11 protein-coding genes are annotated in these 12557 nt (G+C 36.3%); 6 read left to right on the top strand and 5 right to left on the bottom strand.

From position 1 onward, the window contains the following. Genes HCO57_RS12800 through HCO57_RS12810 form a run of 3 tightly spaced genes read left to right on the top strand, consistent with a single transcriptional unit; the run spans position 1 to position 3277 of the window. On the top strand, positions 1-882 hold the full coding sequence (locus tag HCO57_RS12800) for a PPK2 family polyphosphate kinase (RefSeq protein ID WP_167989338.1): 882 nt from the start codon (positions 1-3) through the stop codon (positions 880-882). Continuing rightward, the gene (locus tag HCO57_RS12805) at positions 882-2285 is read left to right on the top strand and encodes a M20/M25/M40 family metallo-hydrolase (RefSeq protein WP_167989339.1); all 1404 of its coding nucleotides are present in this window, start codon (positions 882-884) and stop codon (positions 2283-2285) included. The genes HCO57_RS12800 and HCO57_RS12805 overlap by 1 nt, the downstream gene beginning before the upstream one ends. Before the next feature lie 59 nt (positions 2286-2344). Next, positions 2345-3277 (top strand): peptidylprolyl isomerase, encoded by a 933-nt coding sequence (locus HCO57_RS12810; protein WP_136951295.1) that lies wholly within the window; start codon positions 2345-2347, stop codon positions 3275-3277. A gap of 471 nt (positions 3278-3748) precedes the next feature. On the opposite strand, the gene HCO57_RS12815 is transcribed toward HCO57_RS12810, so the two are convergent. Beyond that, positions 3749-4399, bottom strand: a complete 651-nt coding sequence (locus HCO57_RS12815; protein WP_136951294.1) for a peroxiredoxin — start codon at positions 4397-4399, stop codon at positions 3749-3751. Positions 4400-4468: 69 nt separating this feature from the next. Between HCO57_RS12815 and HCO57_RS12820 the strand changes: the two genes are divergently transcribed. Then, positions 4469-5038 carry a YfiT family bacillithiol transferase gene (locus HCO57_RS12820; RefSeq protein WP_240729821.1) on the top strand — a complete coding sequence of 190 codons (570 nt, stop codon included), beginning with the start codon at positions 4469-4471 and terminating at the stop codon, positions 5036-5038. On the opposite strand, the gene HCO57_RS12825 is transcribed toward HCO57_RS12820, so the two are convergent. Continuing rightward, positions 5039-5593 (bottom strand): thioredoxin family protein, encoded by a 555-nt coding sequence (locus HCO57_RS12825; protein ID WP_167989340.1) that lies wholly within the window; start codon positions 5591-5593, stop codon positions 5039-5041. 117 nt (positions 5594-5710) lie between these two features. On the opposite strand from HCO57_RS12825, the gene HCO57_RS12830 reads away from it, so the two are divergent. Next, a complete protein-coding gene (locus HCO57_RS12830) occupies positions 5711-6628 on the top strand; it encodes a bile acid:sodium symporter family protein (protein WP_167989341.1) in 918 nt (305 codons plus the stop codon). Next, a complete protein-coding gene (locus tag HCO57_RS12835; RefSeq protein WP_167989342.1) occupies positions 6628-7680 on the top strand; it encodes a 1-acyl-sn-glycerol-3-phosphate acyltransferase in 1053 nt (350 codons plus the stop codon). Before HCO57_RS12830 ends, HCO57_RS12835 begins: the two co-directional genes overlap by 1 nt. 53 nt (positions 7681-7733) lie before the next feature. Here HCO57_RS12835 and HCO57_RS12840 read toward each other — a convergent pair whose 3' ends face one another. The 3 genes from HCO57_RS12840 to HCO57_RS12850 form a co-directional block, all read right to left on the bottom strand. Then, positions 7734-10259, bottom strand: coding sequence for a M14 family metallopeptidase (locus HCO57_RS12840; RefSeq protein ID WP_167989343.1), 2526 nt, complete (start codon positions 10257-10259; stop codon positions 7734-7736). An 85-nt stretch (positions 10260-10344) separates the two neighbouring features. Next, entirely contained in the window at positions 10345-10710 is a 366-nt protein-coding gene (locus tag HCO57_RS12845) for a PUR family DNA/RNA-binding protein (RefSeq protein ID WP_136951289.1), read from the bottom strand. A gap of 78 nt (positions 10711-10788) precedes the next feature. Beyond that, the gene (locus HCO57_RS12850) at positions 10789-12537 is read right to left on the bottom strand and encodes an ABC transporter ATP-binding protein (RefSeq protein ID WP_167989344.1); all 1749 of its coding nucleotides are present in this window, start codon (positions 12535-12537) and stop codon (positions 10789-10791) included. Between the last annotated feature and the right edge of the window lie 20 nt (positions 12538-12557).

Raw genomic sequence — 12557 nt, forward strand, 5'->3', positions numbered from 1 at the left:
ATGAAAGACATTGATATTACAGACTACAAAGTAGACGGTCATATACAGCTAGATCAAATACCCACTATTGACGACTTTAACGCAGACGGTAAATTGCTACGTAAAAAATTGAAAACAGTTAGTCAAGAATTGTCAGATTTTCAAAATACCTTGTATGCACATGGTAAATACGGGGTGCTAATTTGTTTGCAGGGTATGGATACGGCAGGCAAGGATAGTTTAATTCGCGAAGTCTTTAAAGAACTTAACGCTAGGGGAGTTGTGGTCCACAGTTTTAAAGTCCCAACTAAGTTAGAGAAAAGACACGACTACTTGTGGCGACATTATATAGCTTTACCGGAGCGGGGGAAATTTTCTGTGTTTAATAGAACACATTATGAGAATGTATTGGTGACCAAGGTACATCCAGAGTATATTTTAGGAGAAAACCTTCCAGATGTTAATACTGTAGAAGATGTTAACGATGCATTTTGGGAAAAGCGTTACAGGCAAATCAATGATTTTGAACGGCATATTTCTGAAAATGGAACGCTCATTTTTAAATTCTTTTTACATCTATCTAAAGAAGAACAGCGCCAAAGGCTATTGCGTAGATTACATTTACAAGAAAAAAATTGGAAATTCTCTCCAGCAGACATAGCAGAACGCCAACTATGGGATTCTTACCAAGAATGTTACCAAACAGCACTCAACAAAACCTCTAAGCCCCACGCGCCTTGGTATATTGTACCAGCAGATAATAAAAAAGCAGCACGACTTATAGTGGCTACTATTTTATTAGAAACGTTAAAAAAGTATAAAGATGTTAAGGAACCAGAATTGGACGCTGAAATAAAAGCTAACTTGGAAACCTACAAGCAACAATTAGAAAAAGAAGCGTAATGAAAAAAAAGGCGATACTACTACTATTCCTTGGTGTTATTGGATTATTGTCTGCTCAAATTAATAAGGACCAAGAACAGCTGAGAGCAATATATGACCAAGCATTGACCAATGGTAAAGCTTATGATTGGCTTAATTATTTATCCAACCAAATAGGAGGTAGGCTATCTGGTTCTGTACAGGCGCAGCATGCCGTAGAATACACTAAAAAACAACTAGATTCTTTGGGTCTAGACAGAGTTTGGTTACAACCAGTAATGGTGCCTAAATGGGTTAGGGGTACAGCGGAGTTTGCTTATTTTGAGACCCAACCAGGATTAACTACCAATGTGCCAATTTGTGCTCTAGGTGGCTCTGTGGCTACTCCAGACGGTGGTCTAAAAGCAGCTCTGGTAGAAGTGCAAGGGATAGAGGATTTAGAAAAATTAGGAAAAGAAAAAATTGAAGGAAAAATCGTTTTTTACAATCGGCCTATGGATCCTACACAGATTAGTACGTTTACAGCGTATTCTGGTTGTGTAGACCAGCGGTATGCAGGAGCTATGGAAGCCGCTAAGTATGGCGCAGTAGGTGTTTTGGTGCGTTCCATGAACTTGCGTTTAGATGACTATCCACATACCGGTAGTATTAGCTACGGAGATACACCCGCAGAAAATAGAATCCCCGCAGCGGCCATTAGTACAAAGGGGGCTGAGTTGCTAAGTGCCACTTTAAAACTTAATCCGTCAATTAAATTTTATTTTCACCAAACCTGTAAAGTTTTTCCAGACACAGAGAGTTATAATGTAATTGGAGAGATTAAAGGAAGTGAATTTCCTGACGAAATAATGATAGTTGGCGGACATTTAGATTCTTGGGATTTGGGTGATGGCTCCCATGACGATGGTGCGGGTGTCGTACAAAGCATGGAGGTATTACGCCTAATAAAAGCCAACGGATACAAGCCAAAACGTACAATTAGAGTGGTTTTATTTATGAACGAAGAAAACGGTTTGCGCGGTGGTAATAAATATGCAGAAGTAGCAAAGTCTAAAAAGGAAAATCATGTTTTTGCTTTGGAGAGTGATGCTGGTGGTTTTACCCCAAGAGGCTTTTCTTTTGATTGTTCTGATGCCAATTTTAATCAAGTTAAGAGTTGGGAATCACTCTTTGAACCTTATTTAATACACATGTTTGTTAGAGGTGGTAGTGGTGCAGATGTAGGGCCATTGAAAGACGAAAATATTGTTTTAGCGGGTTTAAGACCAGATAGCCAGCGTTATTTTGATCATCATCATGCAGAGAATGATACTTTTGAGCATGTGAACAAAAGAGAGCTAGAATTGGGAGCAGCAACCATGGCCAGTTTAGTCTATCTTTTTGATACTTATGGCACCGTAAAACCTGCTAAAATTAAGGGCTAGTTAGTAAGTTAAACCCTTAAAATCAACTACCTTTGCACTTTTAAATATAAAAAGTAACAATGCAAGACGGAATCTACGCAAAGTTCAATACGAGCAAAGGAGAAATTCTAGTAAAACTTACACACGACAAAACCCCAGGTACAGTTGGGAACTTCGTGGCTTTAGCAGAAGGAAATATGGAGAATAGTGCTAAGCCACAAGGAAAACCTTATTATGATGGTCTTAGCTTTCATAGGGTTATTCCAGATTTTATGATTCAAGGAGGTTGTCCACAGGGTACTGGCACAGGTAGTCCTGGATACCAGTTTGATGATGAGATACGGGAAGAACTAAAACATGATGCCCCTGGTGTACTATCTATGGCCAATGCAGGTCCAGGTACTAACGGTAGTCAGTTTTTTATTACCCACGTACCAACTCCTTGGTTAGATGGTAAACATACTGTTTTTGGTTTTGTAGAAGCTGGTCAAGAAACTGTAGATGCTATAGCACAAGGTGATAAAATTGAGTCTTTAGAGATTGTAAGAGTGGGTGATGCCGCTGAAAAATGGAATGCTATTGAAGCTTTTAGAACTTTTGAAGGTGCACGTGAAAAAAGAATAGCAGAGCAAAAGGAAAAAGCAGAAGCAGAATTGGAAAAACTTGCAGCAGGTTTTGACAAAACAGAATCTGGACTTAGGTATAAAATGATTCAGAAAGGAGATGGAACTAAGGCAGAAAAAGGTAAGACTGTATCTGTACATTATGAAGGAAGTCTACCTAACGGACAGGTTTTTGACTCTTCGTTTAAAAGAAATCAACCTATAGATTTTCAATTAGGAGTTGGACAGGTAATTTCTGGATGGGATGAAGGTATTGCTCTATTAAAAGTAGGTGACAAAGCAAGATTTGTTATACCTTCTCATTTGGGCTATGGTAGTAGAGGCGCAGGTGGTGTTATTCCACCAGATGCTACATTAATTTTTGATGTAGAATTAATGGATGTAAAATAAAAAGTAGCTTTCTGCTTTTAGATAAAAAAAACCTCGCAGTAATCTGCGAGGTTTTTTATTTTGCTCTGTTTACACTAATAAACAAAAGGCAAATGTTAATTACTAACAATACAATGAGTACGCTAAAGAAAGTGTTCATGGTCAAGTGTTTTGTTTTAGTAACAAATAACCAACGTAAAACCCTACCCTTTAATTGTTAAATCTATAGACTTTTTCTGTCTTTAGTTCTATTTACACTTACTAGTAACATCACAACATTAATTACCAATAAAGTGAATAAAATTGTTAAGAAAGTGGTCACGGTGTTTTGTTGTTTATTTTGTTAGGTGTTCATCCCTTAGATATAGAATTGGCAGATGGTTGCGTCTAAAAATCAAAAAAAATATTATGTAAACTCAGTTTTAACTGATGCGCATAAGAAAACCCTCGTTTAGCGAGGGTTTAAGTTGTAAAATATAATGTGTTTTAGCCTTATACCTGTGTTGGCGCTAAAGGGTCGGGAGTAAAACGTAGGTAAGGCTTTACTTCTTCTACCCCTTTTTCAAATAATTGTTTAGCTTCTTCTGTAGGTATTGCTGGGCTCACTACTACTTTTTCACCATTTTTCCAGTTTGCAGGAGTAGCAACCTTGTGGTAAGCGGTAAGTTGTAGGGAATCAATAACACGTAATAATTCGTAAAAATTACGACCAGTAGAGGCAGGATAAGTCAGAATCAACTTAATACTTTTATCTGGAGCTACAATAAACACAGAACGTACAGTTAGTGTACTGTCTTCGTTTGGGTGAATCATATCATATAAATCTGCCACCTTTCTATCTTCATCTGCAATAATAGGATAGTTAATTGTTGTGTTCTGCGTTTCATTAATATCTTTTATCCATTCGTGGTGAGATTCTACCCCATCTACGCTCAATGCCATCATCTTAACGTTACGCTTATCAAACTCATCCTTAAATTTGGCAGCGGTTCCTAATTCCGTAGTGCAAACAGGTGTAAAATCAGAAGGGTGTGAAAATAAAATTCCCCAACTATCGCCTAAATAGTCATAAAAGTTTAAACTCCCTTGCGTTGTATCTACAGTAAAATCGGGTGCTTTATCACCCAGTCTAAGTGTTGCCATCGTTTTAAATTTAATTTACTCTATAAAAATACTAGATTAAAGTAGTAAGCTGGGTTTTATAGGGGTTAAATGTCTATTAAAATTTTATCTTTAGGCATGCAAACTCCTACTTTAGAATCGCTTAGATTTCCGATAGGTAAATTTGAGCCACCAGCCACGATTACAGATAAAGAGATTACGCAATGGATAGCCGAGCTAGAGGCACTCCCTACTAAGTTAGAGGCTTTAGTTGCTTCATTAACTAATGCTCAATTAGAAACTCCATACAGACCAGAAGGATGGACAGTAAGGCAATTGATTCATCATATTTCTGATAGTCATCATCACAGCTATGTACGTTTTAAATGGGCGTTAACAGAAAACACTCCTTTAATAAAAGCATATGAAGAAAAAGAATGGTCCAAACTAAAAGATGCGAACGATGCTCCAATAGAATTATCCTTAGCGCATTTAAAGGCGGTACATGCAAAGTTGGTCTACATGTTAAAGGGATTTTCCACACAAGATTTTGAGAAAACTTATCTCCATCCAGAAGGGAATGTGGTAGTAAGCTTAAAGGAAAATTTAGGAAAGTACGCGCATCATGGAAATCATCACTACGCACATATTAAAAACTTGGTAGAAAGAGAGGGCTGGTAATCATTTCCATTTGATGTTGCAGCCCAAACTAGGCTTTTGTACTGCTGTAATAGCTACTCCACTCAATAATGCATCCATGGCTGCTTTAAGGTCTTGGCCGGTTAGTGGTATACCATTTTGCGGTCTAGAATCATCTAATTGACCTCTATACACTAGCGCCAAGTTCTGATCAAATAAATATAGGTCTGGTGTACAGGCAGCATCGTAAGCCTTGGCTACTTCTTGGGTTTCATCATACAAATATGGAAAAGGATAGTTTTCTTCTTTAGCCACTTTGGTCATCAACTCTGGGGCATCTTGTGGATAGTTTTCTACATCATTGCTAGATATGGCAATAAAATTGATTCCCTTTTCTTGGTAAATGTTAGCAAGTGTTACCAATATTGGATTTACGTGGATTACAAAAGGACAATGATTGCAAATAAAAAGGACTACAGTGCCTTTTTCGCCTTTAAGTTGGTCAAGCTCTAAAACAGAACCACTTAGAGTGTCTAAAAGTGAAAAATCAGGTGCTTTAGTGCCAAGAGGTAACATATTGCTGGGAGTACGTGCCATTTCTCTTTTCTTACAAAACTACCCAAATAAATGGCAACACTAAAACAAGAAGTATTGATGAAATCTAATTTTAATAAGAAAAAAGTATCTTGTGAAACTAACTAAACCGTTCCCTGCTTGGAAAATATACTAGACCAAGTTCACATTAATTTTGATAAAAGCTCTTTGTGGACGCTAAATGTAATTTTAGCCTTTATCATGTTTGGCGTGGCTTTAGAATTAAAATTCTCAGATTTTAAGCAAATTTACCGTCAACCAAAAGTAATTCTAACGGGTGTTATTAGTCAGTTTGTGCTATTGCCGTTTGCTACGTTTATTTTTATTAATATCATAACACCTTTACCTTCTGTAGCTTTAGGTATGTTTATGGTTGCCGCGTGTCCTGGCGGTAATGTCTCTAATTTTATTACGCAATTAGCAAAAGGTAACACCGCGCTATCTATTACCATGACGGCAATTTCCACGCTTGCGGCAGTATTCATGACTCCTTTAAATCTAAGTTTCTGGGCAGGTAATTATAAACCTACAGCTATATTACTTACAAGTATATCTATTAATTATATAGATATGGTATTATTAGGATTGGTTTTGTTGGTTGTTCCTCTTGCTTTAGGGATGTGGTTGAACTATAAGTTGCCAAAACAAACAAAAAAAATAGCAAAATGGTTTAAGAGGGCTTCGTTATTATTTTTTGTAGTTCTTATTTTTATGGCTTTATACAAGAACAAAGCTATATTTTTAGACTACGTGAGTTATGTGTTTTGGCTAGTCTTACTACACAATGCAGTAGCATTATCTACAGGCTTTTCTGTAGCTAAATTAATGGGACTAAACAGTGCTGATGTTAAAAGCATTACTATAGAAACAGGCATACAAAATAGTGGGTTAGGATTGCTGTTGATTTTTACTTTTTTTGATGGTTTAGGTGGTATGGCACTACTCACAGCTTTCTGGGGAATATGGCATCTTGTATCTGGATTATTGATAGGAGGAATTTGGGGAAGATACTCCAACAAAAATGAAGCATTGGTATAATGAAGCAACTAGGCTATCAGCTATTATTTTATTGGATAAAAATTGGTTTACACTGTTATTACAGAAGAATTAGAGTAAAAGGGGTAGAAAATATACCTACGGATGCCCCAGTTTTATTTTTATCTAATCACCAGAATGCGTTATTGGATATTTTATTAATTGCAACGCATAACACTAGAAAACCTTGGTATTTAACACGTGCTGATGTCTTTAAAAATAAGCACTTAAAAAAGTTTTTTACGTATTTACAAATGATGCCGGTCTATAGAATTAGAGACGGTAAGTCTCAATTGGCAAAGAACAAGGCGGTGTTTGCATTTTGTGGAGAATTACTTAAACAAGACCAATCTATTCTTCTTTTTCCAGAGGCAAATCATAATCTTAAAAAAAGAGTACGGCCACTAAGTAAAGGTTTTACCAGAATTGTAGACGAGGCTTTGCACAATCATTTAGTTAAGCCATTATATATTGTTCCAGTAGGTCAAAACTATGTTATGCCAACGTACTTTGTAGATTCTTGTGCTATTGAATATGGAGCTCCTATCAACGTTACTCATCACAGTTTTTTTACTGAGAATGGTATTACAGACTTAAAAGAAAAAGTAAGTACAGCCTTAAAGACTTTGACAACACATATAGCTGATGAAAATAAGTATAGTGTTGTTCTGGATTATTTAAGAAAGAGAAAAGTCGACTTTTTAAATCCTTCTGAAGTAAATAAGATGGTGGCAGATATTGGGGTAGATGATTTAAATGGTCTTAATATTGAAGCAGCAAAGTCAGGTTTTGGTATGGGAAGACTTTTATTGTGGTTGTTTAATTTTCCCTTACTACTTAGCTGGAGGAAATTTATAGTACCCAAGATTCCCGAGCCAGAGTTTGTGGATACTTTTAGATTTATGTATGCCTTACTGTTTAGCACTTTGCTATACCTCTTAATGTTTAGTCTTTTTACAGTGATTTGGGATGGTTTAACGGCTTTAATTTTTATTTTGACGCACTTTGGATTAAACCTATTTCTGGTTAAGTCTGGGTGCATAGAAAAGAAATAATAAACCCACCTAACAATTTAGGTGGGTTTTATAAAATATTTATTTCTACTTATTTACATGCTATCGCCAAAAAAGATAGCATTCATCATTAATTTATTGGTGCCGTACCAAAAAGCTCTAAAGTTGGTGTTATCCGTAAATAAGATAACCTTACCACTCCCTAAACGTTTTGCTTTAAAAGGTACACTGTTCTTTATTAAAGCTTCATTTTCTTCAGAGATATAACCACTTTGCAATGGGTTACTGGTGTATTGAATAGGGTTTTCATAGCTGTTCTCTTCGGCTTTAAGATAAATGTTAGTATTTCTAAACATACTTATCTTATCGTTCTTGTAACCATATGCAATGGGATGGCTCAAATCTAACTTTGCTTCAAAAATAGCGCCACCTGTTACTTGTGCTCCTCTAAAATCTCTTCGTTTATCAAACGGGATGTTCGTTGCTTTTAAAGTGGTGTCTTTTAACATAGTTAGATTAAGAAAATCATTATTCTTAAACCAACTGGCTACATTTCTAAAACCAATAACGGTGCCGCCATCTTTTACCCATTCTTTAATTTTTGTCGCTGCTTGTTGGTCTAGCATATTGCTGCCCCAACCACTTGGAATAATTAAATCCGTGTATCTGCTCAAATCTACACGGTTTAAATAGTCAGTATCTATTTTAGTGATGTGCATATCATAACGAGTATCAAACAAATGCCAAATTTCTCCCGCATCATAGGGGCTAATACCATTGCCAACCAACATAGCTACCCTTTGTTTCTTAATAGGGTCAAATTCGTTACTACCTAAATCTATCCCTAGGGTAGACCCTGTGCCTACCGCAGTAATGATTAAGCTATTATCTTCTGCTACTTCTTTTAAAAGGGTGTAGAGTTCATCTTTCTCTAACTTTTGATTTTGTACGGGAATCATAATAGTACCATAATCGTAGCGGTTACCTTCTAAAGTAAAAGGGGATTTAGCAACTTTAGCTCTTAAGCCTGCTTGCGAGATGGTATTAAGAGCTTTTGGAGCGTAATACGGATTCCAAGGCATAAGATAAGCGTAATTACTGGAGCCTGTTATTTTACCTGTAATAGGTTCTAATTTTTCTATAGGGCTACCTGCCGTAGTAATACTGCTTAATTCTTGGTAATCCAAATTAAAAGCGAGAGGAAAGGTCCAAGCAGAAATATCATAAAATAAACTGTCTGTAAACGTGGTACGCTTTTCAAACATCGCCTTAATTAACCTTGGATTTCTTTGATTTGTTGGAACGATGTATGCGCTTCCTTTTTTATAGTTTTTACTTCCAACCTTAGTGTCGTTCTTCAATTCATGAAACCTAATTTGTTGGCGCTCTAATATTTCTGCTAAGTGCCAAGCCTTGGCAGGGTCTTTCTCGTCCCCAAAAATGTACCCTTTAACTTTATCTTTACTAGCGTTAGTGGCCATGTTCTTATAAAAAGTACGTTGGTAATCTAATAACTTACTGCGCATGCTATTGGCAGCTTCTATAGTAGATAAAGCGGTTGTAAACTGATTTCTCACCGTGAAAGGAAAAGTTAAAATTCCGTTCTCACTCTCTTGAATATGACCTCTAGAGCTGCCCTGTTCAAATAAAATTCCAATACTGCCATTTACATCTGGGAAGGTAGAACCTTTGCCGTAGTAATAGTCATCATAATTTTCTTCTGAATAATATAATGAGCCAATCTTATCTAGGGCTTTAGCATGGTATGTTCCAATTTCTTTGGTGAGTTCTTGATTTATTTTAGGAGTTAATGGGTGTACTCTTGTAGGTTCTCCAGGTTGAAAGAAAAAGGTAGAATTGGAGCCCATTTCATGATGGTCTGTTAAAATATTGGGCATCCATTTATGGAATGTAGCTATCCTAGCTCTACTCTCTGGTAATTGAACAGGTAACCAATCACGGTTCATATCAAACCAATAATGATTTGTTCTGCCACCTGGCCACACCTCATGGTATTCTCGCTCATTGGGGTCAGGGTTCAAATTTTGACTTTTATGTATGTTAGCCCAATACGCAAAACGTTGCAGCCCATCTGGATTAAAACTCGGGTCTAATAGAATTACCAAATTATCTAGTTTTTCTTCTATTTCTGAGCCTTGAGCCGCTGCCAAATAATAAGCATATGCCAGAGCAGCATTGGATCCAGAAGCTTCATTACCATGAATGGAAAATCCTTGGTAAACTACAGCCGGCATTTCTGCTGTATTGAGGGTATTACCGTTGCTTTGTGTAAGTTGTAGATGGTTAGTTCTTATTTCTTCTAACTTGGCATGGTTATCTGGTGCCGTAACCGTTAAAAGAACTAGAGGTCTGCCTTCAAAAGTGGTTCCGCGATTTTCAATGGTAATACGATTACTTGCTTTTGCTAATGCTTGCATATAAAACAGAAGTTTATCATGTGTTACATGCCATTCTCCTACTTCGTGACCTATAACCTCTTTTGGGGTAGGTATTGCTGGGTTGTAGGTAATATTTTTTGGTAAGTAATAGTCTAGCGTTGGTTGTTGTGCGTATAGCCCAAAGCCAAGCAAGACTAGGATGTAAAAAAGTCTGATTTTCATTAAGGATGGTTTTGAATTAGTCATCCTTAAAAATAACAAAACGACCTATTTTGGTAGGTCGTTTTGTTAAATATTTAAGACAATATTAAATGTCTTCGAAGTTTACATCTGTAAAACTATCTGCTGTGTTGTTCTCCAGAGTAAAATCTTCTTTTTTAAAATCTTTTTGATGTCTTTCTGAAATAACTTCTTGTCCTTTGTGTTCAATGATGTAATCCATCATTTCTGACATGATATCCCTAAAAGAATCGAAATCCTCTTTATAAAGGTATATCTTGTGTTTTTTGTAATGAAAAGAACCGTCTTCGTTGGTAAATTTTTTACTTTCTGTAACTGTTAAGTAGTAATCTCCAGCTTTGGTACTTCTAACATCGAAGAAATACGTCCGTCTCCCCGCCCGTAAAACTTTTGAATAAATTTCTTCCTGTTCCATTAATCCTTTTTCGCTCATTTGGTGTAGTGTCTAATTTCAATAGGTGCAATATTCTGTCAAAAATGTAAAAAAAATCATAATATAGCAACTTTTATGTTAATCTTTCTCTGTTAATTGATCAAGATATAATTGCTTGTAATAACCTTCTAAGTTGTTCAATTCTTGATGGCTGCCCGCCTGAATGATTTTTCCGTCTTCTAAAATTAAAATTTTGTCAGCACTTTTTGCAGAAGATATTCTATGGCTAACGATTAAGGTTGTTTTGTTTTCGGAAGCAGATTTAAGATTATTTAATATTTTTTCTTCTGTTTCTGTATCGACTGCAGATAAGCAATCATCAAACAAAAAGATTTTGGGGTCTTTTATAAGGGCTCTTGCTATAGATACACGTTGTTTTTGCCCGCCACTTAAGGTTATACCACGTTCTCCTAATATAGTATTGTATTGGTTGGTAAAACCCTTAATATTTTTATGAACCACTGCGGCTTTAGCTACTTTTTCTATTTCTGCTTGGGTGGCATCTTCTTTGCCAAACCGGATGTTGTTGGCAATGGTGTCAGAAAATAAAAAGGCATCTTGCGGTACCGCACCAATATTGTTCCTTAAATCGTCCAGATTAACCTCTTGTATAGGTATGTTGTCTATGCGTATTTCACCTTCCGTAGCATCATAAAGACGGGCTACCAAGTCTAGAATGGTGGATTTACCAGAGCCGGTTTTTCCTAAAATGGCTACGGTTTCTCCAGGGTTTATGGTAAAAGAGACCTTATCTAAGGCTAAAATACCTGTGTCTGGATAGGTAAAAGAAACTGCTTTAAATTCTATCTTGCCACTTATAGTACTTCTAGCAGCGCTCGTGTTGCTTATTTCTGGAGTAACCTTTAGAAACTCATTGATTCTTTTTTGAGACGCTTCTGCACGTTGTACTATGGAGGTTAGCCATCCTACGACAGCTACTGGCCAGGTAAGCATATTTACATATAAAATAAATTCAGCTATAACACCAAGGCTAATTTCGCCATCAATGTATTGTTTGCCTCCAATGTAAATAACAAAAATATTACTGATACCAATTAACAAAATCATTAATGGAAAAAACCAAGCATTTACCTTAGCTAAGTCCATGCTGGTATTCTTGCCTTCTGTAGCTAAACCAACTACATCCTCGTTAATTTGAGGTTCTAAACCATACGCTTTAATTACCGCAACACCAGAAAATGATTCTTGAGCAAAAGTGGATAGGGTAGAGAGGTACTCCTGCACTTTAGTACTGCGTTGGTGTATAATTTTACTTATTTGATAAATTAAAACGGATAGTATAGGTAATGGGATTAAAGTGTAAAACGCAATAGTTGGAGCTTTGATAAACATTAGTGGAACTAAACAAACAAAAAGAGTCAATGTTTGTATGCCGTACATTATGGCAGGTCCTCCGTACATACGTACCTGTGTAACATCTTCACTTATCCTATTCATTAAATCACCAATTCTGTTCCGTTTGTAAAAATTCAGATTTAAGATTTGATAGTGGTCAAATACTTCATTTTTTAAATCGTACTCAATATACCTAGAAACATTAATGATGGTTTGGCGCATTAAAAAGGTAAATAAGGCTGATAACAGGGCAGTACCTATTATTACCAAAATGTACTGTAGTAGTAATTCTTTAGCCGTGGCCTTATCTATGGCATCTGTAGTAAGTTGGTTAACTACATTAATAGATTTGCTTACGTAAGAAGGCATAACTAAGGAAAAAACCCGAGCAATAATGGTGATTAAAATGCCAAGGAGTAATTTAAACCAATATTTTTTAAAGTATTTATTTAGGTGCTTTAGCTCTTTCATCTAGCGGGCAGGTCCATTAT

Origin of the sequence: Croceivirga sp. JEA036, assembly GCF_011882165.1 — a bacterium.
In the GTDB taxonomy this organism is placed as follows: Bacteria; Bacteroidota; Bacteroidia; order Flavobacteriales; family Flavobacteriaceae; genus Croceivirga.